Source organism: Devosia crocina, from assembly GCF_900116545.1.
Taxonomy (GTDB): domain Bacteria; phylum Pseudomonadota; class Alphaproteobacteria; order Rhizobiales; family Devosiaceae; genus Devosia; species Devosia crocina.
In genome coordinates this window covers 1-24,705 of the sequence record NZ_FPCK01000004.1, presented here as the reverse complement: position 1 = coordinate 24,705, position 24,705 = coordinate 1, and the positions used below count along the sequence as shown (strand labels likewise).

Below are 24,705 nucleotides of genomic sequence, written 5' to 3'. Positions count from 1 at the left end.
ATCCTTGAAGCATGCCTGAGCCAAATCATGCTAAGCCGCCGAATATTTGCGGAGGATGGCAATGGCAAAGCATAAGAAGCTGGGATTGGGTGTAGTGGGCGCAGGCATGGCGGCGAAGCCGCATGCGCAGGCGCTGGATGCCCTGCGGGACCATATCGAGGTTCGCGGAGTGTGGCGGCGCGACAGGGCTGCGCTCGAAGACTTTTGCCGTAGCTACGACTTTCCCCCTGCCAAAAGCCTTGAAGCCTTGCTGGCGGACAGCGAGGTCGATGCCCTTCTGGTTCTGACCCCGCCCAATGCGCGCCAGCCGATCGTCGAGGCGGCGGCGCGGGCCGGCAAGCATATCCTGATGGAAAAGCCGGTCGAGCGCACGACCGAAGCGGCCGAAGCGATCGTTGCGGCCTGTGAGGATGCGGGCGTAACGCTGGGGATCATTTTCCAGCACCGGTTTCGTGCAGCATCAAGGGCGCTGACGGAAAAGGTGGCGAGCGGCGAACTCGGCACGCTCGCGGCCGCCCACCTTGTGGTGCCATGGTGGCGGCCGCAACAGGGCTATTACGATAAGGCGGGGCGGGGCACTTTCGCCCAGGACGGCGGCGGGGTGCTGATCACCCAAGCCATCCATTCGCTCGATCTGATGCTGAGTCTGACCGGTCCCGTGCGGGCCGTGACTGCGCTTGCGGCCACGACCGGGCTCCACCAGATGGAAACAGAGGATTTCGTAGCTGGGGGGCTGGAGTTTGCCAATGGCGCGGTTGGGGCGCTGATGGCGACAACAGCAAACTATCCGGGCGGGGCGGAGAGCCTGACGCTCAACTTTTCCCGGGCGAGTGCGACCCTGACTGGAGGCAATCTGACGCTGTCCTGGTTCGACGGCGGGGTTGAAACGGTAGGGGAAGCAAGCAATTCGGGCGGTGGCGCTGATCCCATGGCCTTCCCCTTCGACTGGCACATGGCCCAGATCGCTGATTTCGCCGATGCGGTGCAAGACGGACGGCAACCGGTCTCGACCGGCCGCACCGCGCTGGCAGTGCACCGCCTGATCGACGCGCTGATTCGTTCGGGCAGGGAAGGCAGGCGCGTCACGGTTTAATCGGCCGGTGCGTTTGTAGTCGTCACCGCCAAGCCTATCTCGGCAATCCTCACCGCCCGAACAAGCGGGGCGGTGAGGGCGTGCCGATGAATGAAGGCTACATCACGCCATGGCCTTTTTGCGCGCGATGCGGGCACGGATATGCTCGACATCGGCGCGAGGCGTCGCGGCGAAAAGAGTCTTGGTATATTCGTGCCGGGGGTCGGAAAAGACCTGGTCGCGGGTGCCGTGTTCGACGACATCGCCGAAATACATCACCATGACTTCATCGGCGATGTAGCGAACGACCGACAGATCGTGACTGATGAACACATAGGTCAGTCCGAACTCGTCCTGCAGATCCTTCAAGAGGTTGAGGATCTGCGCCTGGACGGAGAGGTCAAGCGCCGAAACCGGTTCGTCGAGCACAAGAAAACTCGGATTGAGCATCAGCGCCCGGGCGATGGCGATGCGCTGGCGCTGGCCGCCCGAAAACATGTGCGGATAGCGATTGAAGTGCTCGGGCTGGAGGCCGACTTTGATCAGCATTGCCATAGCCTTGTCGCGTCGTTCGGCGGCGGAAAGGTTCGTGTTGAGCAAAAGCGGCTCGGCCAGCACGTCGCCGACCTTCTGGCGCGGATTGAGCGAGCCATAAGGGTTCTGGAAAACGATTTGCACCTTCTGGCGCAGTTCGCGGGTCACATGGGTGGCGTTGGCGGGGATGCCATCGATCAGAATTTCGCCCGATGTGGCCGGATCGATCAGCGTGATCATGCGCGCGAGGGTGGATTTGCCGCAGCCACTCTCCCCGACCACGGCGAGTGTCTTGCCCTTTTCGAGCGTGAAACTCACGCCCTTGACGGCATGGAGCACCTTGGCGGGGCGGAACAGTCCGCCACCGGTGACATAGTCGCGCTTGAGGTCGCGCACTTGCAGAACAGGTGTGGTCATCAGCGGACTCCGGGCGCTGCTTCAAACAGCATGTCGGAAACGGTGGGGAGGCGATCGCCCACCGCGTTTTCGGGCAAGGCGGAAAGCAGCGCCCGCGTGTAGTTCGACTGGGGATTCTCGAAAAGGGAAAGAACGTCGGCCTCTTCCATCTTGTGGCCCTTGTACTGGACGACCACGCGATCTGCCGTTTCGGCTACGACACCCATGTCATGAGTAATCATGATCAGACCCATGCCGGTTTTTTCCTGAAGCGTGACAAGAAGATCAAGGATCTGCTTCTGGATGGTGACATCGAGCGCGGTGGTCGGCTCGTCGGCAATCAGCAGCGTCGGATTGCAGGCGATGGCCATGGCGATCATGACGCGCTGGCACTGGCCGCCCGACATCTGGTGCGGGAAGGCCTTGAGCTTGTCCTCGGCATCGCGGATGCCAACCTGGTTGAGCAGTTCCACAGAGCGAGCATGCGCCGCGCGGCCGGACAACCCCAGGTGCTTTTCAAGCACTTCGGCGATCTGGAAGCCGACCGTGAAGCACGGATTGAGGCTCGCGATGGGCTCCTGGAAAATCATCGCGATATCCTTGCCGATGATTTTTCTACGCTCTGCATCGCTCATGGTCAGCAGGTCACGGCCATCGAAACGCATGACGTCGGCGGTCACGGTGGCTGTCTTGGGCAGAAGACCCATGCAGGCGAGCATGGCGACCGACTTGCCCGAGCCGCTCTCGCCCACGATGGCGAGCACTTCCCGGCGTTCGACCGAAATGTCGATTCCGTCGACAGCCTTGAAAAGGCCCGCCGAGGTATCGAAGGCGACGGTGAGGTTTTTGATTTCGAGCAGGGACATGGTCTCAGCTCCGCTTCAGCTTGGGATCGAGCGCATCGCGAAGGCCATCGCCGATGAGATTGATCGCGAGCACGGTGACGAGGATCGCAAGGCCGGGGAAGGTCACGACCCAGGGCGCCTTGATGATGAATTCGCGCGCCGAGGCGAGCATGGTGCCCCATTCCGGCGTCGGTGGCTGAGCGCCCATGCCCAGAAAGCCGAGCGCTGCGGCATCGAGGATGGCGTTGGAAAAGCTCAGGGTTGCCTGGACGATCAGCGGCCCAAGACAGTTGGGCAGGATCGTCACCAGCATCAGGCGAAAGTGCCCTGCGCCCGAAAGCTTTGCTGCCGTCACATATTCGCGGTTCTTCTCGGCCATCACCGCAGCGCGCACGAGGCGTGCAAAATGCGGTTGCAGCACGATGGCAATAGCAATCATGGCGTTAAAGAGCCCCGGCCCCAGAATAGCCACGAGCACAAGAGCCAGGAGCAGCGAGGGGAAGGCGAGAATGATGTCCATGATGCGCATGATCACCACATCGACCCAGCCGCGGAAGTAGCCGGCCAGCACGCCCAGGATCACACCGACGAAAAGCGCACCGACGACGACGAAGAAGCCGATGAACAGGGAATAGCGCGCGCCATGAATGAGGCGGGAGAGAATGTCGCGCCCCACTGGGTCGGTGCCGAGGATGAAGCGCGGGTCGCCATTGGCATCCCACATCGGGGGGCGCAGCAACGCATCGCGGTACTGGATATCGGGCGAATGCGGCGCCACGAGCGGCGCAAAGATGGCCAGCAGCACGAGGATCGTAAAGACCGTGAGGCCGATGACGGCGCCGCGGTTCACCGAGAAATAGAACCAGAATTCACGCAGGCCCGAGACGGGCTTGGTGCTGGTCGGAACGGGTTCGTTGGATACGGTCATGCTATTGCACCCGGATGCGCGGATTGATCAGGGCATAGAGCAGGTCGACGATCAGGTTCACCGCCATGACAATCATGGCGATGATCAGGAGCCCCGACTGCACAACCACATAGTCGCGCTTGAAAATGGAATCGATCATCCACTTGCCGATGCCCGGCCAGGTGAAGATGGTTTCGGTCAGGATCGCGCCGCCCATGAGCAGGCCGACTTGCAGGCCGATCGTGGTGACGACGGGGATAAGGGCATTGCGCAGGGCGTGCACATTGACCACGCGGCGCGGCGAAAGGCCCTTGGCGCGCGCCGTGCGCACATAGTCTTCCCCAAGGACTTCGAGCATGGCCGAGCGCGTTTGCCGCGCAATCACCGCAAGCGGGATGGTGCCCAGCACGATAGCGGGCAGGATCAGATGGCGGAGTGCTGAAACAAAGGCCGGCCAGTTGCCATAAAGCAGCGTGTCGATCAGCATGAAGCCGGTAATGGGCTTGAGGAAGAAGGTGAGCGCGATGCGTCCGGAAACCGGCGTCCAGCCCAGATAGCCGGAAAAGAAGATGATCAGCAGCAGGCCCCACCAGAAGATAGGCATGGAATAGCCGGTGAGGGCCACGCCCATGGTGAGCTGGTCGAACCAGGTGCCGCGCTTGATGGCAGCAAAGATGCCGGCCGGTATGCCGACGGCCACGGCAAAGAACAGCGCAACGAAGGCCAGCTCCATGGTTGCCGGGAAAAGCGCCATAAATTCATTGATCACCGGCCGCTTGGTGGCGAGCGAAACACCAAAATCGCCCTGCAGCACGGCACCGAGATAATTGAAATATTGCTGCCAGATCGGCAGGTTATAGCCGAACTGCTCGCGCAGGATTTCGTAGCGTTCAGGGGTGACGCCGTGTTGCCCGGCCATGGCCAGAATCGGATCGCCCGGCAAGACGCGCACAAAGGCAAAGGCGCAGATGGAGATGCCGATAATGGTCGGTATCAGAAGCGCAAGCTTGCGCAGGATGAAGTTCAGCATGATATGGGTCGCCCCTGGATCGCCCGGCGCCGTTCTCGCGGCCTGCGTGGCTCTCCTGTTTTCCTGTTGCGGCGAGGCGCGATGGCCCCCGCTCTGTCTTAAAAGGCGGAGCCCCGCTCCGGCTGACCGGATCGAGGCTCCTTTTTGCATGCCGTCCGTAATGCTTATTCCTGGACGTCGACATCCTTGAAGGAGTGGCTGCCGAGCGGGCTCATCACATAGTTGAGCACCTTCTTGTTCATCGGCATGAAGACGCGGCTGTGAGCAAGAGTGATGGCAGGTTCTTCGGCTTTAAAGATTTCCTGGGCTTGGGTGTAGAGCGCGGTACGCTCTTCCTGGTCCGAGGTGGTCTTGGCAGCCGAGATGGCAGCCTCGAAATCTTCATTGCACCAGGACGAGTAGTTGGACACGCCGATGGCCGAGCAGGAGAACAGGGTGGCAAAGAAGTTGTCCGGATCACCATTGTCGCCGGTCCAGCCGATCATGAACGGGCCTTTGCGATCGGCCTGCTTGCCGCGCTCGCGATATTCGGTCCATTCATAGGTGACGATATTGGCGGTGACGCCGACCTTGGCCCAGTCGGCCTGGATCAGTTCGGCAACGCGCTGGCCATTCGGATTATAGGGCCGCGAAACCGGAATGGCCCACAGGTCGGTCGTCAGATCGGTCACGCCGGCCGCTTCGAGCGCTGCCTTGGCCGCTTCGGGATCGTAGACGTCCGCTTCGATCGAGTCGTCATAGGACCACATGGTGGGCGGGATCAGGTTCTTGGCGTCCTGACCGGCACCCTGGTAAACGGCTTCGATAATAGCGGCCTTGTCGATCGCCATTGTCAGGGCCTTGCGCACTTCCGGATTGTCGAAGGGCGCTTCGGTCGTGTTGTAGGAGATATAGCCGATATTGAGGCCTTCCTGCTCCTGGACGACCAGGTTCTCGTTGGCGCGCAGGGCGTCGAGATCGGCCGGAGCCGGATAGGGCATGATATCGCATTCACCGGCAAGCAGGCGCTGTGCGCGCACCGAGGCGTCGGTGGTGATGGCAAAGATCAGATCATCGATCGGCTGCTTGCCGTCCCAGTAGTCGGGGAAAGCCTGGTAGCGGATGACGGTGTCGAGCTGATAATCAACCAGCTGGAAGGGACCGGTGCCCACAGGCTGGGTCGAGAAGGATGCAAGATCGCCCGAGGCTTCGAGCTGATCAGCATATTCCTTGGAAACGATCGAGGCGAACTGCATGGCAAGGTTTGCCAGCATCGGCGAATTGGGCTCGGTGAGCGTGATCTTGACCGTCAGGTCATCGACCTTTTCGATCGAAGACAAGTATTTGGGCATGTCCATGCCCTGGAAATAGTCCCAGGTCATGCCTTCGAGATAGTTGTACCAGGGGCTGTCTTCCTTCCACTGGCGCTCGAACGAGAAGACCACGTCATCGGCATTGAGATCACGCGTGGGCGTGAAATAGGGCAGGGTCTGCCACTTGACGCCGGGACGCAGGTGGAACGTGTATTCCGTGCCATCTTCCGAGATTTCCCAGCTTTCGGCGAGCGCGGGGATGACTTCGGTCGAGCCGGGAGCGAACTCGACAAGACGTTCGTAAATAGTATGGGCCGAAGCGTCGAAGTCGTTGCCGCCGGTCACCGGGCCGGGATCGAAATGGGCCGGCGAGGCTTCCGAGCAATAAACCAGCTGCTTGGCCTGCGCGGCGCCAGCGGCAAGAGCCAGCATGGCGGTCGCAGCCATCAGGGTTTTCATCGATTTCATGATTGGGGTCTCCCGAGGTAATTCATGCTCTCCGGCGTTCCCCACCGGAGGCTTGGGCGACACCAAAGCCTAGTTTTTTGGGAAGCGCAACGGTGAAATTGACCACTTGGTCAATCGTGTGACAGTTGCCGCGATTTCCACAAGATTGGACGGATGATTCCGAATCCGTTCGGCCGCGCAGGTGCCGCTTGACCGGCTGCTCTTGCTGGTGATCGATAGCGCAATGACTCAAAGCCGCTCCTTTCGTTTTGCCGTGACCTGTGCCGCGCTTGCATTGTCGGCGCCCGCCCTGGCGCAGGTGCCGGGATGGCAGTTCTCGCCCCTTCCCGGCGAAGGCGATCGCGCCGCCATGGGCTGCAGTCTCGCGGCGAGCCCGCAGGCTCATGATTGCCTTGTCGTGCGCTGCGAGGATGATTTCACCACCGGGCTCCATATTCATACCAGCCGTCCGGGTGGCGGCGCCGGGGGCTGGGAGATGACACTTGATCGGGAGGCGCGTGCGCTTATGGCGGAGGCCGGCGATGGCCCATATGATGCGCGCTTTATGGAAGATGCCGATTATCTCCTGGATCGGCTTCGGCACGGAACCTTCGTTTATCTGCGCCATAGCGCCGACCTGGATGCGCCCTTTGCCTTCATCGATCTGACCGGGTCGATGACGGCGATTGCCGAAGCCCTTTACTGGTGCGCGCCGCGCGTGCCGCCGGGCGAACAAAACGGAGCGCCGGGCGTTGTTCCCGAAACGAGCCAACAAGGAGAATTCCCATGAACCGTCGTCCCCTTGGTCGCAGCGAACTGGTGATCGAGCCACTCGTGCTCGGTGGCAATGTCTTCGGCTGGACCGTCGACGAGGCGCGCGGGTTCGACATTCTCGATGCCTTCGTCGATGAAGGATTTACCGCCATCGACACGGCCGAAGGCTATCCCAACTGGGTTCCGGGCAATCCCCCAGGCATGAGCGAAACCATCATCGGCAAGTGGCTCAAAGCCCGCGGCAATCGCGAAAAGGTCCATATCATCACCAAGGTCAATTCTGCCAACGAGGCGGGCGGGCTCAAGGCCGATGCCATCAAGCAGAGTGTGGAAGCCTCGCTCAAGCGGCTCCAGACCGACTATATCGATCTTTATTTCAGCCACTGGCCTGACCTAGAAGCCGAACACGAGGAAACCCTTGGCGCCTATGATGTGCTGATCCGGTCGGGCAAAGTGCGGGTGATCGGCGCATCCAACTATGATAGCGCCATGATGAAGGCGGCTCAGGAGACATCGATCCTCAAGACCTTGCCGCGCTACGAAGTCACCCAGCCGCTCTATAATCTCTACGAGCGCGAGAGATTCGATGATCTGCGTCCATACCTGATCGAGAACGAAGTGGGCGCCATCACCTATTTCAGCCTCGCATCCGGCTTTTTGACCGGCAAGTACCGCTCGAAAGACGATGCCAACAAGTCGCAGCGTGGCGGCGGAATGGACAAATACCTCAACGACAAGGGGTTCCGCATCCTCGATGCGCTCGACCAGGTTGCCCAGAAGCACGAGGCGAACGCTGCCGAAGTCGCTCTCGCCTGGCTTGTGGCTCAGCTGGGCGTCAGCGCACCCATCGCTTCGGCAACCTCGCTCGATCAGGTAAAAAGCCTTGCCCGCGGCGTGCGGCTGAACCTGGACGAGGAAGACAACGAGGCGCTGACCTCCGCCGGGCGCTAATCTGCCGCGCCCCTCTTTTGCGCTCTTGGCGCGAACGGTAACCTCCGGTTAAGGATAAATGTGGCGCCTGCTCCGTTAGTGGGGCAGGCCCATTCGCCTGCGAGCAGATCTCGATTGCTGGAAAGACGCGTGACTGAGCCGGACGTGCCGACCATTGACCTGTTCGACCTCGGCTCCCGCGGGCTGCAGCATCATGGACTGCGTCTGGCCAATGAACGGGCTGTGCTGACGGTCGTCGCGATCAATCCTGGCCTCTCGAATGCGGAAATCGCAAGGATTTCCGGTCTCGCCCCGCAAACTGTGTCCGCCATATTGACGGAGATCGAGGGAGCGGGGCTGATCGAGCGCGGCGAAGTCCTGCGCGGGCGGCGAGGCCAGCCGGCAACGCCGATCTTTCTCAAAGCGTCCGGCGCCTATTCGATCGGCATAGAACTTGGCTGGCGCCATGCCGATATCATGATCATCAATCTGGGCGTGGAGGTGGTTGCCCATCGCCACGTCCTTTACGAGGAAGCCGATCTCAGCGCACTGGCGCCGCGCCTTGCTTCCATCATTGCGGAACTGACTTGCGACTGGAGTCCTGAGCAGCGCGAGCGCCTCGACGATATCGGAGTTTGCTGTCCCGGCACCATCCATTCAGCCCTTGCACCGCTCTCGTCCGAAGCGGGCAGCAAGAGTGGTCCAACGCAGACTCTCTTTGCCGACGAGTTGAGCCGGTTGACGGAGCTCGACGTGACGCTCTTCAACGATGGCAATGCGGCTTGCTGGGCGGAACTGATCGCCCAGCCTTCCCCCCGGCCTGGTACTTTCGTCTATCTCCTGGTCTCGACCTATCTTGCTGCGGGGGTGCTGGGGGAAGGACGCCTGTGGCAGGGCGGATCTGGCCACTCGGTCGATCTTGGCTCCATGCTCGTGGTTGCGGGCGAACAGGGATTGAAGCCGGCCCACAGCGTGGCCTCGGTTGCGGTTCTGACCGCGAGGCTGCGCGCGGCCGGGTTTGCACTGGACTGGAACGATCCGGAGAGTTGGGACTGGCCAGCGATCGAGGCGGTCGTTGGATTATGGATCGAAGACTGCGCCGAAGCCATGGCGCTCGTTGTGCATAACACGAGCGCGGTGATCGAAGCGGGGCTGATCGTGGTCGACACCATCCTGCCCGAGCTGATCACGGAGCGGCTGGTCGAGCGCGTGGCAGCCCATTTCGCGGCGCTTCCGGTGCGGCACGAAACTAAGGTCGTGAGAGGTCACGTCGGCCGCTTGGCGCCCGCCCTCGGTGCGGCGGAACTACCGCTTTACAGGCGCTATTTCTCCCGCAGCCTGCTCCATCAGCGCGACTAAACCGCGTCCGCTCCATTTGCAGTCAATCCACCCAGCGCCTCGCGAAGCCTGGCGCTTGGGGTAAAGATCACCGTGTGGCGCGGCGTGATCCGGTGCTCGGTTCCGGTGCGTGGGTTGCGCCCCACGCGCTCGGCGCGCGAACGCACCTGCAAGGTGCCGAAGCCGGTCAGCTTCACGGTCTCACCCGCCTTCAGCGCCTCGCCGATCAACTCGAACATCCGCTGACCGATTGCTGTGACATCGCTTTTGGCCAGACCGGTCGCTTCGCTTGCCGCTGTGCCGATGTCTGCTCTTGTGACTGTGTTGGACACTGCAAGCCTCCTCCAAATAATTTCTTAATCCGAAGTTAAATAGCTGTCCAGTCGGGTTTTCGTGAAGCAAACCTGATCAAATCGTTCAACATTGAGTTTGACATTTTTTAGAATGGTTATAATGTGTGCGCATGCCAAGGATGGGTCCGAGCACCGGCCCGCTATCGACTTCACATAGGGAATCGTTCGCTCGTGAGACTGACTCGCCAATCCAATTATGCCATCCGCACTCTGGTCTATTGCGCTGTGAACGAGCCGGGCCTCAGCCGCGTCGCCGAGATCGCGCGGGCCTATGGCATTTCCGAGTTGTTTCTGTTCAAGCTGATAAAGCCGCTGGTGGAAAATGGTCTGCTGCAGACCGTGCGCGGGCGCCATGGCGGTATCAAGCTCGGCAAGCCCGCGGCTGATATCACCCTGCTCGATACGATCCGTCTCACTGAAGAAAATTTCGCGTTGGCCGAGTGCTTCGAAGAAGGTGCCGATTGCCCGCTGATTGGCGAATGCGATCTCAACGGCGCGTTGCGTGAAGCGCTTGGCGCCTTTTTCGAGGTATTGGCCAGCTACTCGATCGCCGATCTTGCGGCCAAGAAGCGCTCGATTCGTGAGCGCCTGGGTCTGACGACCGCCGAGGCTGTGAACGCCAATGCCGATGGCGACATTGTAGATAAAATTGTAGCCGCCTAAATATCGGATTGCCGTTCAAATATGAGTTTGATAATCAACTTTGAGCATGGTTGATAGGGGGCATGGCGCAGCCGCCCCGTGGGGCCTGTGGGCAGCAGCGCCAATCTGACGACGGGGCTTGCTGCTGCCGTCTCCCCGGGCCGATCAGGATCCTCAACGTCCTGATCGGCCTCTTTGCTTTTCCGCTACACCGATTGATCTGCGTCCGGGCCTATGCTCTATCCCGCGCGAACCCTACCGGACTTTGCCAATGGCCGCCCCACCGCTCCTTTCTCTTCAAAATGTCCAGCTCACCTTCGGCGGCACGCAATTGCTGGAATCGGCCGAGCTGATCGTTTCGCCTGGTCAACGCATCGCGCTTGTGGGACGTAACGGATCGGGAAAGTCGACCCTGCTCAAGATTGCCGCCGGGCTTGTGCAGCAGGATGGCGGTAAGCGCTTCGCCGAACCGAGCGCCACCATCCGCTACCTGCCGCAGGAGCCGGATCTATCAGCCTATGAGACAACGCTTGCCTATGTGGAAGCTGGACTAGCACCGGGAGACGATGAATACCGGGCTCAATACCTGTTGGAAGCCCTGGGGCTGACCGGCAGGGAAAATCCCAGGACGCTCTCGGGTGGGGAGGGGCGCCGGGCAGCGCTCGCACGCGTGCTTGCCCCACAGCCGGACGTCTTGCTGCTCGATGAGCCGACCAACCACCTCGATCTGCCGGTCATCGAATGGCTGCAGGGCGAACTCGACGCCATGCGCTCGGCCATGGTGCTGATCAGCCACGACCGCCGGTTTCTGACCGATCTCAGCCGCTCGACCGTCTGGCTTGATCGTGGGGTCACCCGCCGGATCGAAAAGGGCTTCGGCTCCTTCGAGGCCTGGCGTGACGAGGTGTTGGAGCAGGAAGAAAAGGACCGGCACAAGCTCGATCGGCAGATCGTGCGCGAAGAGCACTGGCTGCGCTATGGCGTTACCGCGCGCCGCAAGCGCAATGTGGGCCGTCTCGAACGGCTCGCCGGCCTGCGTCAGGAGCGCCGCGACCAGCGCCGCGCAACCGGCACGGTCAATATGCAGGTCACCGAAGGTCGCACCTCTGGCGCGCTGGTGGTGGAAGCAGAAAACATCTCCAAGAGCTTCGGCGCCAAAGCCGTCGTGCGTGACTTTTCCACCCGCGTGCTGCGCGGCGATCGCGTCGGTCTTGTGGGACCAAACGGCGCGGGCAAGACCACTCTGATCAAGATGCTTAACGGCCTTCTCGAGCCCGATAGTGGTACGATCAAGCTCGGTTCAGCAATCGAACTGGCCATGCTCGACCAGGGCCGCGCCCGGCTCGATCCCGAAACGCGGTTGCGCGATGCCCTGACGGGCGGGGGCAGCGACACGCTCAAGATCAATGGCGAAAACAAGCATGTCGTGGGCTACATGAAGGACTTCCTTTTCAGTCCCGAACAAGCCAACACACCTATCGGCAAGCTCTCGGGCGGCGAGCGCGCGCGCGTTGCTCTGGCGCGCGCGCTTGCGCTGCCGTCCAACGTTCTGGTGCTCGACGAGCCGACCAACGACCTCGATCTTGAAACCCTCGATCTTCTTGAGGAAATGGTTTCGGATTACTCCGGCACCGTCATCGTCGTCAGCCACGACCGTGACTTTCTAGACCGTGTCGCGACCTCGATCATCATGGCCGAAGGCAATGGCAACTGGCTCGAATATGCCGGCGGGTACTCGGACATGGTGGCCCAGCGCGGAGCTGGAGTTTCGGCAAGGGTAGTGGAAAAAGCCGCGCCCGCTCCAAAGGCCAAGGCAGGCACCTCAACCGTCGCCTCATCATCCAAGCGCAAGCTCAGCTTCAAGGAAAAGCATGCGCTTGAAACCCTGCCCAAGGATATCGAAAAGCTCGACAAGGAGATGGCTGCCATCAACAGTCGCCTTGCCGAGGCCAATTATTACACACGCGATCCCAATGGATTCGCCAGGGATTCGAAATCGCTTGGCGATTTGGCGATGAAAAAGGCAAGCGCCGAGGAGCAGTGGCTGGAACTGGAGATGCTGAGGGAAGAAATAGAGGGCTAGGGCGCCAGCGCGTTTATCCGCCGTCACCCACCGCCCCCCTTCCGGTGATTCCCTGCGTCCGACACCTGTTTGCCGGGATGAACCCGGCAACCATTTCAGCGCGGATGTCCTCCGTTCTTGCGAAGACGCGCTTCAGCCCTTCGCCGGCCCCTGACCGGCGCCAGTCTCCTCGATCGCCCGCGCGATTTCATTGAGATCTTCTGTGTTGAGGTCAAGGCTCGCTGCATCGAGCCAGCCATCGACCTGTGCCGGCGAGCGGGCGCCGACGATTGTTGCGGTCAAGCCCGGCCACGCGTGACACCAGGCCAGAGCCACACTGGAAACGCTGGTGCCGTGCCGCTCCGCTATAGGCTTCAGCCGTTCAGCCAGAGCCAGATTGGCCCTCAACTTGTCGCCCTGGAACTCTGGGCTGTTTTTGCGCCAGTCATTGTCCGGCATGGCTGAAACCCGCTCGGCCGTCATTGTTCCGGTCAGAAGTCCTGCCTGCATGGGGCTGTAGCAAATAACGCCGGTACCATGTTCGGCGCACCAGGGCAGGATCTTTTCGCCCGTCTCGCGCCGGATCATGGAAAAAGGCGGCTGCAGGGTTTCGACATGCCCGAGCGCCTCTGCTCGCGCCAGCTGCGTCTCGTCGTGATTGGAGAGCCCGACATGGCGAACTTTGCCCTCTTTCTTGAGCTCAAGCATATTGGACCAATACTCTTCGAGCGGCACATCGTCGGATGGCCAGTGCAGCTGATAAAGATCGATCACGTCCAGTCCGAGACGCTTCAGCGAGTTTTCAAGCTCGGTACGCAGGTGATTGCGCTCGCCGATGCGCCGCGGGTTCTGTCCATTCTCGTCGCGCACGATGCCGCCCTTGGTGAACACAAAGGGTCGTTCGCTGGCGGGAATATCGGCGAGCGTTTTGCCGATCACGGTCTCGGAATGGCCATTGCCGTAAACTGCTGCGGTATCGATCCAGTTGATGCCGCGCTCGATGGCGTGGCGGATCGCTGCGGCAGAGTCAGCATCATCCTGAGGTCCCCACATGTTGCCGCCCATCGCCCAGGCGCCGATGCCAACGCGGGTAATCGCCATTCCGGTCAGGCCAAATTTTCGTGTCGGCAGATGCGTCTTCATCGCTTTTCCTTCGGGATAGATAGGCTTGCCCAGAGCTTTAACGCGCTCGGAGGCTTTTTGTCACCATCATGTATGGAAGATGGAGCGCGGCGCGACCCGCTTCAATCCCAGGCTTGCAGCATGGCGGCGGTAACAAAATCGAGATGGTCCGCCATCGCTGAACGGGCGGTTTCCCGATTGCCCGAGACAATGGCGCCCACAATCCGGCTGTGATCCCCAAAAATCCGCTCGCGCACCTCCGCCATGTCGGCCAGGTGTTCGTGAAAGCGTGTGTCGACATCTTCGGACCGCGAGTTCCACAACAGGTCCAGAACTTCGCGCAGCATGGAATTGCCCGAAGCCTCGGCAATGGTCATGTGGAGCATGCGATCACTGTCCGGGGACCACTTCTGGCCCGCCGATTCGGCCTGCATGCGACGAATGGTTTCGCCAAGTCGCGCTGTGCTTTCCGGCGAAATGGTTTGCGCGGCGAGAGCCGCAGCCTCGGGCTCAAGCAGCCGCCGGACCTGCATGATCTCGAGCGGGGAGTGACCCTCATCAGGCAACGCGCCAACTTTGCCCTGATCGCGAACAAAGGCGCCGACGCCGACTCGGACCTCGACAAAGCCAGCAACTTCAAGCGCGATCAACGCCTCGCGCACGGTCGGCCGTGATACGCCGAGATTAAGCGCAAGGTCCCGCTCCGAAGGCAATTGCCGTCCCGGTTCTACGGCGCCCGCCAGAATCTGATCGCGGATTTGATCGGCGATCTGGATGTAGAGCTTGCGATTGGAAACGGCCTGAAGCTTCATATTCTCCCTCGGCCTGCGCTCCAGGCTCACGCTCAACCCATAGCCTTCGGCAGCTTAGCTGTCCACTGGTCTGACCACTTGACAGCCAAGCCGATTTGCCATTCTCTTTCGCCATCGTCCTGCACCGCGTCCGGCAAGAGAAGCGGCAGGAAGAGGGAGGATGGCGATGAGCGCTGAAGTCGGTTCGGGGGCACCTGGTCCGCTGGTCGAGATGACCGATATCGACAAATCATTTCCCGGCGTGCGCGCGCTGGCCAAGGCGCGTTTCGAACTGCTGCCTGGTGAAGTGCATGCGCTGATGGGCGAGAATGGCGCGGGGAAATCCACCCTGATGAAGATTCTGTCCGGCGTTTATAGCCGGGACGGCGGCACGGTGCTGCTCAATGGGCAGCCGGTCGAGATCACCTCGCCCAGACAGGCGCAGGATCTGGGCATCGGCATCATTCATCAGGAACTGGCGCTGATGCGCGACCTGACGGCGGCGCAGAACATTTTTATCGGCCGCGAGCCCCGCCGCTTCGGCATTCTCGACGAGGGCCGGCTCAATCGCGATGCGGCGGCGATCTTCGCATCGATGAACCTGCGGCTCGATCCCACATTCAAGGTCGAGACGCTGACCATCGCCAAGCAGCAAATGGTCGAGATCGCCAAGGCGCTCTCCTATCGTTCGCGGGTCCTGATCATGGACGAACCGACAGCGGCGCTGAACGATGCTGAGATCGCCGAGCTCTTTGCCATCATCAACCGCCTCAAGGCGGAGGGTGTGGGCATTGTTTACATTTCGCACAAGATGGACGAGATCAAGCGCATTGCCGATCGCGTCACCATCATGCGCGATGGCGAATATGTCGGCACGGTTCGGGCTGCCGACACGCCGATCGAAACCATCATTTCCATGATGGTGGGGCGGACGCTTTCGGCGGAAACGCTGGCTATTCCCAACACGGCTGCTGCCCCGGTTGCCCTAGAGGTCAAGAACCTCAATCGTGGACGCGAGATCCGGGATGTGAGCTTTTCGGTTCGGCGAGGCGAAATTCTGGGTTTCGCGGGGCTGATGGGGGCAGGGCGGACGGAAGTCGCACGTGCCATCTTCGGTGCCGACCGGCGCGAAAGCGGCGAGGTATGGGTGCATGGCAAGCGCGTTGGGATTGCTTCGCCCAAAGACGCGGTGGCTGCTGGGATCGGCTATCTCTCGGAAGACCGCAAACATTTTGGTCTCGCCATCGGGCTCGACGTCCGCAACAACATCGCCCTTGCCAGTCTCCCGCGTTTTACCGGGCCCGGCGGCGTGCTCGATGAAGCCGGCATGCAGAAGGAAGCGGTAGCTTATATCCGCACGCTTGCGATCAAGACGCCCAGTGACACGCAGGAGGCCCGACTCCTGTCTGGCGGCAATCAGCAAAAAGTGGTGATTGCCAAATGGCTCCTGCGCGATTGCGACATCCTGATCTTTGACGAGCCCACCCGCGGCATCGATGTTGGCGCCAAGTCCGAGATCTACAAGCTCCTCAATGGGCTTGCGGCAGAGGGTAAGGCGATCATTGTCATTTCATCGGAACTCCCCGAAGTGCTCCGCCTCAGCCATCGCATCGCCGTCATGTGCGAAGGGCGCCTGACCGGCATCCTGCCCGGCGGCGCGAGCCAGGAAGAGATCATGCGCCTTGCGACATTGCGCGAACCGGCAATGCAGGTGCGTCATGCGGGGTGATGCATTCTTCTCGCAGCGGGCCCTTCTTCGCCTCTCCCTCTGGGGGAGAGGTCGGCGCGTAGCGCCGGGCGAGGGGGCCTTGCTTCAATGCCTGCCAAAAGGCCCCCTCACCCTGACCCTCTCCCCCAAAGGGAGAGGGGACGCAGGAACCACGGCAATGAGCTCAAAGGGCAACTAGCATGACCGACACCGCAGCCCCCGCCGTCAAGACCGGCCCGCGCATTTCCGGCGCTTTCCATCGGCTCCTCGCCTTTTCCGGCCTGATCGCTCTGGTCGTGGCCTTTTCATTGGCTTCGCCCAATTTCATGCAGACCCAGAACATCCTGGCAATCCTGCAGGCGACCTCGGTCAATGGCGTTCTCGCTATCGCTGCGACGCTGGTGATCATCACTGGCGGCATCGATCTTTCGGTCGGGACGCTGATGACCTTTTGTGCCGTGATCGCCGGCGTGATCCTCACCTATTGGGGACTGCCCATGCCGCTCGGCATTCTCGGCGCCATTCTCGCCGGTACCGCAAGCGGACTGGTTTCGGGCACGGTGATCGCCAAGCTCAAGGTGCCGCCTTTTATCGCCACCTTGGGAATGATGCTGATCCTCAAGGGACTTTCCTTGGTGATTTCGGGCACGCGACCGATCTATTTCAACGACACACCCGGCTTCAATCAGATCGCATTAGGCTCGGTGGTCGGCCAGGTCTTTCCGGCCGTGCCGGTGCCCAATGGAGTGATGATCCTCTTTGCTGTGGCGCTGCTCGCCGCCTTCGTGCTCGGCAAGACGGCATTGGGCCGCTACACGTTTGCTCTTGGCTCGAACGAAGAGGCGGTGCGGCTTTCCGGTGTGAATGTCGACCGCTGGAAGATCGGGGTCTATGCCATGGCAGGCGGCATTGTCGGCGTTGCCGGGGTGTTGATTGCAAGCCGGCTCAACTCGGCCCAGCCCGCGCTTGGCCAGGGCTACGAACTCGACGCGATCGCGGCGGTCGTCATCGGCGGCACCTCCCTTTCGGGCGGCCGCGGCACGATCCTCGGCACCCTGATCGGCGCGCTTATTATCTCCGTTCTGGCCAATGGCCTCAGGATCCTGTCGGTGGCGCAGGAATGGCAGACGGTTGTGACCGGCTGCATCATCATTCTCGCCGTCTATGCCGATATCCTGCGGCGCCGGACGCTCTGAAAGAATTCACCGTAGCATTTGGGAGGAAACCATGCTCAACCGCCGTCACCTGCTTGGGGCCATCAGCGCCCTGGCCATGCTCGCCAGCGCAGGCACCCCGTCCTTTGCACAGGACACATACGATATCGCCATGATCTCGAAAGGCTTCCAGCATCAGTTCTGGCAGGCCGTGAAAGCTGGTGCCGACAAGGCCGCGGCAGAGTTCGGCGCCAATGTCACATTCGAAGGCCCGGAAAGCGAAAGCCAGGTCGACCGGCAGATGGACATGCTGGCCGCAGCCCTCTCGCGCCAGCCCGACGCGATCGGATTTGCCGCGCTCGACAGCCAGGCCGCCGTGCCGCTTCTGCAGCAGGCTGCCGATGCCGGCATTCCGATCATCGCATTCGATAGCGGCGTGGACAGCGACATTCCGCTTTCGACCGCCACAACCGACAATGTCGCCGCAGCCGCTCTTGCGGCCGACAAGATGGCCGAACTGATCGGCGACGAGGGCAAGGTTGCCGTCGTTGCGCACGATCAGACGAGCCGCACCGGCATCGATCGCGTCGACGGCTTCGTCAATCGCATGGCCGAAGCCCATCCCAACATCGAAGTCGTCACTGTCCAGTATGGTGCCGGCGACCAACTGCAATCGACCGAGATCACCAAGTCGATCCTGCTCGCAAATCCCGATCTCAAGGGCATTTTCGGTGCCAATGAAGGCTCGGCCATCGGCGTTGCCAATGGCAAGACCGAACTCGGCAGCGACATCGTGGTCATCGGTTTTGACTCCGGTGCGGCCCAGAAAGGCATGATCACCTCCGGCGTCATGGCTGGCGCCATCACCCAGAACCCGGTCGGCATCGGCTATGAAACCGTCAAGGCCGCCATCGGCGCGCTCAATGGCGAAACCCTGCCCGAAGTGATCGACACGGGCTTTTTCTACTACGACGCCTCCAACATGGCCGACCCCGAAATCGCGGCCGTGCTTTACGACTGAGCCGCCCTTCGCTCACCTCTCCCCTGAGGGGAGAGGTCGATGCAAAGCATCGGGTGAGGGGTTCAGTGCTTCGGTCTTGCCGGGACGCTGAACCCCTCACCCCAACCCTCTCCCCTCGGGGGAGAGGAGTAACAGAACCTGAACGCGGACCATTCATGCCTGACCTTACCGGAAAGATCGTCTTCATCACCGCCGCGGCGCAAGGGATCGGCGAGGCTTCGGCCCGCGCCTTTGCCCGTGCCGGGGCAGAGGTGATCGCGACCGATATCAACCAAGACAAGCTCAGCGAACTCGATGGCACGAGAGGGATTACCACCCGCGTCCTCGATGTTCTTTCCGATGCGGCCGTTGCCGAGGCCGTGGCGGAGACCGGCCGGATCGATGTGCTGTTCAACTGTGCGGGCGTCGTTCATTCCGGTACGGTGCTGGAGATGAGTGATCGCGATCTCGATTATGCGCTCGATCTCAACGTCCGGGCACAGGTGCGGACGATCAAGGCCGTTTTGCCGCAGATGCTCGAGCGCAAGGACGGCGCCATCATCAACATGGCAACGGTGGCCTCATCGATCAAAGGCGTGCCAAATCGCGCCGCTTATACGATCTCCAAGGCCGCCGTTGTTGGCCTCACCAAGTCGATCGCCGCCGATTACACCACCAGCAATATCCGCGTGAACGCCATCTGCCCCGGCACGGTCGAGTCGCCGAGCCTGCATGATCGCTGGCACGCCACCGGCGATTTCGAGGGCGCCAAGAAGGCCTTTATCGCCCGCCAGCCGATCGGCCGCATTGCGCGGCCGGAGGAAGTGGCGGACCTGGCGGTCTATCTTGCCGGCGCGACCTACACAACGGGGCAGGTCCACATCATCGACGGCGGCTGGACGGCCTAAGGCCCCCCATCCGGCGCGTTGCGCCACCTTCTCCCCGAGAGGGAGAAGAACAGTGCCGGCGCACAACTCGACGCGGTGCCCTCTTTTCCTCTCCCTCTCGGGGAGAGGGTGGATCGGCCGAAGGCCGAGACGGGTGAGGGGGCTTGGAGATCAGAAGAATGAAAATCATTACCCTCACTACCCACGACCTGCGCTTCCCGACCTCGGCTTCGCTCGATGGTTCCGACGCCATGAATCCGGACCCGGACTATTCAGCCGCCTATGTCATCCTCGGCACGGATGGCGATCTTGAAGGCCATGGCCTTACCTTCACCATCGGCCGCGGCAATGAAGTCGTCTGCGCCGCCATCCAGGCGCTCGCCTATCGCGTCCAAGACCTCGATCTCGATTGGATCGAAGAAAATCCCAGCCGCTTCTGGCGCCATGTGACCGGCGACAGCCAGCTGCGCTGGATCGGCCCGGACAAGGGCGCAATGCATCTGGCGACCGGTGCCGTGGTGAATGCGGTGTGGGATCTGCTTGCCAAGCGCGCGGGCAAGCCGGTCTGGCTCTATGTTGCCGAGATGAGCCCTGAGCAGCTCGTTTCGATCATCGATTTCCGCTATCTAACCGATGCCATCACGCCCGAAGAAGCGCTTGCCATCTTCAAGGCCGCCGAGCCCGGCAAGGCAAAGCGCATATCGACACTGCGGGCGGAAGGTTATCGCTGCTATACGACATCGGCCGGCTGGCTCGGCTACTCAAACGAGAAGCTGACGCGACTTGCCACAGACGCTGTCGCCGGAGGCTTCACCCACATCAAAATGAAGGTCGGCCGTGATCTTGCCGACGACATCCGCCGTCTCGAGATCGTCCGCTCCATCATGGGGCCGGACCGCTATCTGATGATCGACGCCAACCAAGTCTGGGAGGTCGACCAGGCGATCGACTGGGTCAATGCGCTCAAACGCTTTGATCCCTATTTCATCGAGGAGCCGACGAGCCCCGACGATGTCGAAGGCCATCGCAAGATCCGCGAAGCTGTTGCACCAGTAAAGGTCGCAACCGGCGAAATGTGCCAGAACCGGATCCTCTTCAAGCAGTTCATTACGCGCGATGCTATCGACATCGTGCAGATCGATGCCTGCCGCATCGGTGGCCTCAACGAAGTGCTCGCGGTCCTGCTCATGGCCGCAAAATACAAGAAGGCAGTCTGGCCCCATGCCGGCGGCGTTGGCCTCTGCGAATATGTGCAGCATCTGTCGATGATCGACTATCTCGTCGTCTCCGGAACAAAAGAGGGCCGCGTGATCGAGTATGTCGACCACCTGCACGAGCATTTTCTTGATCCCTGCCGCATCAGCAATGCCGCCTATATGCCCCCGGAACAGCCGGGTTTTTCGATCGAAATGAAGCCTGCTTCCATTGCTGCCAATCGTTTCGAGCCATTTGCGTAAATGACTGTAAACCATCGAAAAACTGCGCCGCCGAGACTGAACTGAATTAAGTTTCGGATAAGAGCTTATCCATACTATCGCCCTGCAATAGTGCCGGGGGGCGATCTGTGCATATCTTGATTGTTGATGATAGCCGATCGAGCCTTGCTCTATTGGGGTCCATCGTGTGCGAGATCGCCAGGGACGAAGTTGAACTCTGTCTCCATCCTCTCGAAGCGCTCGATCTCTGCGCCGCCCGGCAATACGATCTGGTACTTGTCGACCATGTGATGCCGGAAATGGACGGCATCGAGTTCACCCAGGCGCTGCGGCTGCGGCCAGCCTATCGCAGCGTGCCCATGATCATGGTGACCTCCGATATCGATAAGGCAGTGCGCATCGAGGCCATCCGCGCCGGTGCCAATGACTTTCTGACCAAGCCCTTTGACCCGATCGAGCTGCAGGCGCGTGTCACCAATCTCCTGGCGCTGCGCCGCGCCCAGGTGGAACTCGCCAATCACGCCAATCAGTTGGCGCGTGAGGTCCAGCGCGCCACGGCTCACCTCCTCGCTCGCGAGGAAGAGATCATCTGGCGGCTTGCCCGGGCAATCGAATATCGTGATGGAGACACGGGCGAGCATGTGTCGCGCGTCGCGCAGATCTGTCAGGTCATCGCTGAGGGGCTTGGGCTTTCCGCCGAGCACGCCCGCATGATCTACCTTGCGGCACCGCTCCACGATATCGGCAAGATCGGCATTTCCGATGCAATTCTTAACAAGCCCGGCAAGTTTACGCCCGAGGAAAGGGCGGCTATGCGCGAGCACGTCAATATCGGTGCGCGTATTCTTGCCGATGCCGACAGCGATCTGATCCGCACCGCCGAGTTGATCGCCCAGAGCCATCATGAACGCTGGGATGGGTCAGGCTATCCCTATCGTCTTGCAGGCGAAGCGATCCCGATCGAGGCGCGCATCGTCGCGCTGGCCGACGTTTTCGATGCTCTTTGCTCCGAGCGCCCTTACAAGCGCGCCTGGCCGGTCAATGAAGCCTATGCCGAGATCATGCGCTGCTCCGGCACGCATTTCGATCCCGGTTGCGTCGCGTCCTTCAAGGCGCAGTGGTCACAAATCTGCGCAATCATGACGCAGGATAAACTGGCGGCGTGAAAGGGTCGGACTCAAAATCCGGACGCTGCGATCAGGGCAGGCCAATCAACCAACAGTTTCTGTTGTGCACGCAGTCCGCCCGTTACTTCGTGCCGCTGCTCGTCCTGGGCCAGCCTGACGAAAACCAGCCGTTGTCCTGACTTTTCGGCCCATCCGACATACCAGCCCCAGCCCTGCGTTCGGTCGAAGTCGCCATTGGCGAGGCGTGGATAAGCAGAGCCGGTTTTCCCCTGCAATGACCAGCCGGCGCTCTCGCCGCCCTGCTGAACGAGCGCCATAGCGCCGGACATTGCGCCCGGCGAAACCGGCAGCTTGCCCTGAACAAGAGCTGCAAGAAAGCTTGCCTGCTCAAGGGGAGAGATTTTGAGCGAAGAGGAAATCCAGGATCGCTCAAGCCCGTTGTTCTTGCCCGCGTCTCCCGAGAAATCGGCATTGCCATACCCAAAGCTTTGCGCGTAAGCGGCAAGCTTCTGTGCGCCCAATTGTTCGGCGAGGCGCTGGGAGAACCAGACGGTGGAGTGTTTCATCCACATGGCGGGATCCGTATCCTGCTGCCATGCGGCTCCGCCCCAGTCGGTATAGCCTGGCTTGAACGGTAATTTGGGGGCGGTGGGCGCGGTGATGATCCCGGTGTCCCACGCCATGATGGCCAGCGGCAGTTTGAAGGTCGAGGCCGGGGTGACGCGGGTCTCGCAATCCCCTTGCTGAAGCAAAATCGTGCGCGTTGCCGCATCGGCAACAAGGGTGCAGATATCGCGCGCCTGCGCCGGAGCCGACAATGTGGCCAGAAGCGCGAAGAGGGCAACAGTCAGCCGCAAGGTAGAACTCTTTCGCAAATACAACTCTGCCTTACGCGGGGCGTAGAATAGAGCCGTCGTCGATAGTCGCCTAGCGCAGCCCCGACTTCTCAAGAACGCCCTGGCGCTTGGCATCATAGTAGTAGCCGCGGGCATAGAACTGCACGGCGCGGTCAGGATTGCCACCGGCGGTCACATAGGCGCCAGCGAGATAACGCACGGCGAACCGCAGATTGGTTTCCGCATCGAGCAGACCGGCGGCCTCGCCGCCATAGCCCATGCCCCGCGCGGTTGCGTGGCTGATCTGCATCAACCCATAATAGGGTCCATTGCGCGCCGCAGGATTATAGCCACTTTCCCGCACGATGACGCGACGGACCAAACTCTCCGGCACACCGTAAGCATTGGAATAGTGCGAGATCAGTCCATCAAGCGATCCGCGTTCGCTCTGGGCAAAACCCAGCAACACCTCGGACGCAGCGCGCGGCACATTCGCGGCTTTGGGAACATGGCCCGCCGGAGTTGCTGTCGGCCCCTCGGGCGCAAGCGAGGCAATAGCCGCGCTAGCCGACTTGTTGCCCGGCAAGGGCTTGATGCCCGCCATGGAACAGCCGGACAAGATCACCGCCAGCGCCATCGTTCCCGCCAGTGGGAGTGTCCGTACCGTCATGAATGGAATTCCTCTGAAAGTGCAGATCAAGGCATATATGGGATCATCGCGGCGCCTTGATGGCAGAACTGCGGCTCACCGCCATGTTATGACAATCGTGATCGCTTAGCAGCCAATTCTTCCGCAAACCTTTACATGGGGGAATTCGTCCCTACATTGGGTCAATCGCCGTCGTGTGCATCATCCACATCTGCAGCATTGGCTGCCTCGGCCAAAAGCCCTCCGGGCCGAGCGCGCATACGACAGACTGAGACAGGTTCTAAGAACCGCAAGAAAAAACCCCGAAAGGTTTGAGCCATGACCACAGCCAAGTCCGGCGACCTCGTGCGCATCAACTATTCCGGTCGTCTTGTTGACGGCACCCAGTTCGATTCCAACGACGGGCGCGCCCCTCTTGAATTCACCCTTGGCGCCGGCCAGGTCATCCGTGGGCTCGAAGCCCATGTCGAAGGCATGGCCGAAGGCGACAAGAGCACGGTGACCATTCCTTGTGACCAGGCCTATGGCAAGCGCCGCGAAGATGCCGTCCAAACCCTTGATCGCAGCAAGATCCCGACCGGGCTCGATCTGGCCGTCGGCAGCAAGCTCCAGGCTCGCACCGCAGATGGCGGGCTTGTGCCGATCTCGGTGGTCGCACTCGATGATGCAAGTGTGACGGTGGACGCCAACCATCCACTGGCGGGCCAGGATCTGGTGTTCGACGTCGAAGTCGTTGAGGTCAAGGCGGCCTGATCTGCGTTCCCGTTCTGCCGCGTCCATTAAGAGCCCGGCCTGATGGCCGGGCTCCCTTTTCATAAGCGAAGTGTTATCGGGATGCTGATTGCCGCACAGAACTGGCGTTTCGGTCATTCTTTTGATCACCACGCGGTGATCTCAAGGGGGATAACGTGAGAAATGCCAGCAACGCGGGGGCTTTCGCGACGGATATCCACAGTGCGACCCCCTGGCTCCGACAGAAATCTGACATTGATTGTGCAAGGGCTGTTGACAGGAACCGGGGACCCCACTAGAAACCCGCTCACCGCTGCAGAGCGAGACGCCAAACGGCGCAGCGAACTGCGGCAAGCTACTGAAAAGATAGAGTAATCTGACTTGACGGTGGTTTCGAAATTCAGCTCGGGACGCTCAAAATGAACCGAAAAGAAAATCGAAAAAAGCGGTTGACAGTGATTTAAACCTTCACTAAATACCGCGGCACTGACGACGTGAACGGCTTTGAGTTGTTCCCACTGATTGGTGCAATCTGACAGGGCGGGCGTGCTGCCGGGCAACCGGAATGCAGGTTTGTTTTGTTGGTGGAAATCCGGGGCGATTGCCTCACCGACGTTCGGCCCTTTGGGGTGAAGGTCAGT

The 24,705-nt window shown here is 60.9% G+C and carries 24 protein-coding genes; 13 read left to right on the top strand and 11 right to left on the bottom strand.

All coding sequences use genetic code 11. The annotated features are described in order from the left end of the window. Positions 1 to 61: 61 nt before the first annotated feature. Complete coding sequence (locus tag BM364_RS16220; protein WP_092426448.1) at positions 62 to 1,093, top strand: Gfo/Idh/MocA family protein; 1,032 nt, start codon at positions 62 to 64, stop codon at positions 1,091 to 1,093. Between the two features lie 102 nt (positions 1,094 to 1,195). Here BM364_RS16220 and BM364_RS16215 read toward each other — a convergent pair whose 3' ends face one another. The 5 genes from BM364_RS16215 to BM364_RS16195 form a co-directional block, all read right to left on the bottom strand. Continuing rightward, a complete protein-coding gene (locus BM364_RS16215) occupies positions 1,196 to 2,023 on the bottom strand; it encodes a dipeptide ABC transporter ATP-binding protein (RefSeq protein WP_092426446.1) in 828 nt (275 codons plus the stop codon). Next, positions 2,023 to 2,868, bottom strand: a complete 846-nt coding sequence (locus BM364_RS16210; RefSeq protein WP_092426444.1) for an ABC transporter ATP-binding protein — start codon at positions 2,866 to 2,868, stop codon at positions 2,023 to 2,025. The genes BM364_RS16215 and BM364_RS16210 overlap by 1 nt, the downstream gene beginning before the upstream one ends. Positions 2,869 to 2,872: 4 nt before the next feature. Beyond that, positions 2,873 to 3,775: an ABC transporter permease subunit gene (locus BM364_RS16205; RefSeq protein WP_092426443.1), complete on the bottom strand. Its 903-nt coding sequence runs from the start codon at positions 3,773 to 3,775 to the stop codon at positions 2,873 to 2,875. Position 3,776: 1 nt separating this feature from the next. Next, positions 3,777 to 4,784 (bottom strand): ABC transporter permease subunit, encoded by a 1,008-nt coding sequence (locus BM364_RS16200; RefSeq protein WP_092426441.1) that lies wholly within the window; start codon positions 4,782 to 4,784, stop codon positions 3,777 to 3,779. A gap of 164 nt (positions 4,785 to 4,948) precedes the next feature. Next, positions 4,949 to 6,544, bottom strand: coding sequence for an ABC transporter substrate-binding protein (locus BM364_RS16195; RefSeq protein WP_092426440.1), 1,596 nt, complete (start codon positions 6,542 to 6,544; stop codon positions 4,949 to 4,951). 223 nt (positions 6,545 to 6,767) lie between these two features. On the opposite strand from BM364_RS16195, the gene BM364_RS16190 reads away from it, so the two are divergent. The 3 genes from BM364_RS16190 to BM364_RS16180 all read left to right on the top strand — a co-directional run bounded on the left by BM364_RS16190 (position 6,768) and on the right by BM364_RS16180 (position 9,586). After that, positions 6,768 to 7,313, top strand: a complete 546-nt coding sequence (locus BM364_RS16190; RefSeq protein ID WP_139232612.1) for a hypothetical protein — start codon at positions 6,768 to 6,770, stop codon at positions 7,311 to 7,313. Next, positions 7,310 to 8,248 carry an aldo/keto reductase gene (locus tag BM364_RS16185; protein WP_092426436.1) on the top strand — a complete coding sequence of 313 codons (939 nt, stop codon included), beginning with the start codon at positions 7,310 to 7,312 and terminating at the stop codon, positions 8,246 to 8,248. Before BM364_RS16190 ends, BM364_RS16185 begins: the two co-directional genes overlap by 4 nt. Positions 8,249 to 8,377: 129 nt before the next feature. After that, positions 8,378 to 9,586, top strand: coding sequence for an ROK family transcriptional regulator (locus BM364_RS16180; protein ID WP_139232611.1), 1,209 nt, complete (start codon positions 8,378 to 8,380; stop codon positions 9,584 to 9,586). Here the strand turns inward: BM364_RS16180 and BM364_RS16175 are convergent. Then, a complete protein-coding gene (locus BM364_RS16175; RefSeq protein ID WP_175528645.1) occupies positions 9,583 to 9,897 on the bottom strand; it encodes an HU family DNA-binding protein in 315 nt (104 codons plus the stop codon). The two genes, BM364_RS16180 and BM364_RS16175, sit on opposite strands and share 4 nt — an antisense overlap. 192 nt (positions 9,898 to 10,089) lie before the next feature. Here BM364_RS16175 and rirA point away from each other — a divergent pair, with 192 nt between their 5' ends. Then, positions 10,090 to 10,581, top strand: a complete 492-nt coding sequence (gene rirA, locus BM364_RS16170) for an iron-responsive transcriptional regulator RirA (RefSeq protein WP_092426431.1) — start codon at positions 10,090 to 10,092, stop codon at positions 10,579 to 10,581. A 250-nt stretch (positions 10,582 to 10,831) separates the two neighbouring features. Further along, positions 10,832 to 12,643 carry an ABC-F family ATP-binding cassette domain-containing protein gene (locus BM364_RS16165; RefSeq protein WP_092426429.1) on the top strand — a complete coding sequence of 604 codons (1,812 nt, stop codon included), beginning with the start codon at positions 10,832 to 10,834 and terminating at the stop codon, positions 12,641 to 12,643. Positions 12,644 to 12,775: 132 nt separating this feature from the next. Here BM364_RS16165 and BM364_RS16160 read toward each other — a convergent pair whose 3' ends face one another. Beyond that, positions 12,776 to 13,765 (bottom strand): aldo/keto reductase, encoded by a 990-nt coding sequence (locus tag BM364_RS16160; RefSeq protein WP_092426427.1) that lies wholly within the window; start codon positions 13,763 to 13,765, stop codon positions 12,776 to 12,778. Positions 13,766 to 13,866: 101 nt separating this feature from the next. Continuing rightward, positions 13,867 to 14,556, bottom strand: coding sequence for a FadR/GntR family transcriptional regulator (locus BM364_RS16155; protein ID WP_092426426.1), 690 nt, complete (start codon positions 14,554 to 14,556; stop codon positions 13,867 to 13,869). Positions 14,557 to 14,722: 166 nt separating this feature from the next. On the opposite strand from BM364_RS16155, the gene BM364_RS16150 reads away from it, so the two are divergent. The 6 genes from BM364_RS16150 to BM364_RS16125 all read left to right on the top strand — a co-directional run bounded on the left by BM364_RS16150 (position 14,723) and on the right by BM364_RS16125 (position 21,886). Next, on the top strand, positions 14,723 to 16,264 hold the full coding sequence (locus BM364_RS16150) for a sugar ABC transporter ATP-binding protein (RefSeq protein WP_210186455.1): 1,542 nt from the start codon (positions 14,723 to 14,725) through the stop codon (positions 16,262 to 16,264). Positions 16,265 to 16,443: 179 nt separating this feature from the next. Beyond that, a complete protein-coding gene (locus BM364_RS16145) occupies positions 16,444 to 17,439 on the top strand; it encodes an ABC transporter permease (RefSeq protein WP_092426424.1) in 996 nt (331 codons plus the stop codon). Positions 17,440 to 17,470: 31 nt separating this feature from the next. Next, positions 17,471 to 18,418 (top strand): ABC transporter substrate-binding protein, encoded by a 948-nt coding sequence (locus BM364_RS16140; RefSeq protein ID WP_092426422.1) that lies wholly within the window; start codon positions 17,471 to 17,473, stop codon positions 18,416 to 18,418. Positions 18,419 to 18,573: 155 nt separating this feature from the next. After that, positions 18,574 to 19,305, top strand: coding sequence for an SDR family oxidoreductase (locus BM364_RS16135; RefSeq protein ID WP_092426420.1), 732 nt, complete (start codon positions 18,574 to 18,576; stop codon positions 19,303 to 19,305). 158 nt (positions 19,306 to 19,463) lie between these two features. Next, on the top strand, positions 19,464 to 20,741 hold the full coding sequence (locus BM364_RS16130; protein ID WP_092426418.1) for an L-fuconate dehydratase: 1,278 nt from the start codon (positions 19,464 to 19,466) through the stop codon (positions 20,739 to 20,741). A 107-nt stretch (positions 20,742 to 20,848) separates the two neighbouring features. Then, a complete protein-coding gene (locus BM364_RS16125) occupies positions 20,849 to 21,886 on the top strand; it encodes an HD domain-containing phosphohydrolase (RefSeq protein WP_092426416.1) in 1,038 nt (345 codons plus the stop codon). Positions 21,887 to 21,897: 11 nt separating this feature from the next. On the opposite strand, the gene blaOXA is transcribed toward BM364_RS16125, so the two are convergent. Together blaOXA and BM364_RS18895 are read right to left on the bottom strand one after the other, a co-directional pair. After that, on the bottom strand, positions 21,898 to 22,704 hold the full coding sequence (gene blaOXA, locus BM364_RS16120) for a class D beta-lactamase (RefSeq protein ID WP_244542917.1): 807 nt from the start codon (positions 22,702 to 22,704) through the stop codon (positions 21,898 to 21,900). Positions 22,705 to 22,774: 70 nt separating this feature from the next. Beyond that, positions 22,775 to 23,353, bottom strand: a complete 579-nt coding sequence (locus tag BM364_RS18895) for a lytic transglycosylase domain-containing protein (RefSeq protein ID WP_092426415.1) — start codon at positions 23,351 to 23,353, stop codon at positions 22,775 to 22,777. A gap of 297 nt (positions 23,354 to 23,650) precedes the next feature. Here BM364_RS18895 and BM364_RS16110 point away from each other — a divergent pair, with 297 nt between their 5' ends. Next, positions 23,651 to 24,085, top strand: a complete 435-nt coding sequence (locus tag BM364_RS16110) for an FKBP-type peptidyl-prolyl cis-trans isomerase (protein ID WP_092426413.1) — start codon at positions 23,651 to 23,653, stop codon at positions 24,083 to 24,085. A gap of 125 nt (positions 24,086 to 24,210) precedes the next feature. Here the strand turns inward: BM364_RS16110 and BM364_RS18620 are convergent. Further along, the coding region (locus BM364_RS18620) for a hypothetical protein (protein WP_210186454.1) at positions 24,211 to 24,705 on the bottom strand (495 nt) is incomplete at its 5' end.

Coding starts and splice junctions, on each gene's coding strand:
- BM364_RS16220 (WP_092426448.1), top strand. CDS start 62: ATGGCAAAGCATAAGAAGCTGGGATTGGGTGTAGTGGGCGCAGGCATG.
- BM364_RS16215 (WP_092426446.1), bottom strand. CDS start 2,023: ATGACCACACCTGTTCTGCAAGTGCGCGACCTCAAGCGCGACTATGTC.
- BM364_RS16210 (WP_092426444.1), bottom strand. CDS start 2,868: ATGTCCCTGCTCGAAATCAAAAACCTCACCGTCGCCTTCGATACCTCG.
- BM364_RS16205 (WP_092426443.1), bottom strand. CDS start 3,775: ATGACCGTATCCAACGAACCCGTTCCGACCAGCACCAAGCCCGTCTCG.
- BM364_RS16200 (WP_092426441.1), bottom strand. CDS start 4,784: ATGCTGAACTTCATCCTGCGCAAGCTTGCGCTTCTGATACCGACCATT.
- BM364_RS16195 (WP_092426440.1), bottom strand. CDS start 6,544: ATGAAATCGATGAAAACCCTGATGGCTGCGACCGCCATGCTGGCTCTT.
- BM364_RS16190 (WP_139232612.1), top strand. CDS start 6,768: ATGACTCAAAGCCGCTCCTTTCGTTTTGCCGTGACCTGTGCCGCGCTT.
- BM364_RS16185 (WP_092426436.1), top strand. CDS start 7,310: ATGAACCGTCGTCCCCTTGGTCGCAGCGAACTGGTGATCGAGCCACTC.
- BM364_RS16165 (WP_092426429.1), top strand. CDS start 10,832: ATGGCCGCCCCACCGCTCCTTTCTCTTCAAAATGTCCAGCTCACCTTC.
- BM364_RS16160 (WP_092426427.1), bottom strand. CDS start 13,765: ATGAAGACGCATCTGCCGACACGAAAATTTGGCCTGACCGGAATGGCG.
- BM364_RS16155 (WP_092426426.1), bottom strand. CDS start 14,556: ATGAAGCTTCAGGCCGTTTCCAATCGCAAGCTCTACATCCAGATCGCC.
- BM364_RS16150 (WP_210186455.1), top strand. CDS start 14,723: ATGAGCGCTGAAGTCGGTTCGGGGGCACCTGGTCCGCTGGTCGAGATG.
- BM364_RS16145 (WP_092426424.1), top strand. CDS start 16,444: ATGACCGACACCGCAGCCCCCGCCGTCAAGACCGGCCCGCGCATTTCC.
- BM364_RS16140 (WP_092426422.1), top strand. CDS start 17,471: ATGCTCAACCGCCGTCACCTGCTTGGGGCCATCAGCGCCCTGGCCATG.
- BM364_RS16135 (WP_092426420.1), top strand. CDS start 18,574: ATGCCTGACCTTACCGGAAAGATCGTCTTCATCACCGCCGCGGCGCAA.
- BM364_RS16130 (WP_092426418.1), top strand. CDS start 19,464: ATGAAAATCATTACCCTCACTACCCACGACCTGCGCTTCCCGACCTCG.
- BM364_RS18895 (WP_092426415.1), bottom strand. CDS start 23,353: ATGACGGTACGGACACTCCCACTGGCGGGAACGATGGCGCTGGCGGTG.
- BM364_RS16110 (WP_092426413.1), top strand. CDS start 23,651: ATGACCACAGCCAAGTCCGGCGACCTCGTGCGCATCAACTATTCCGGT.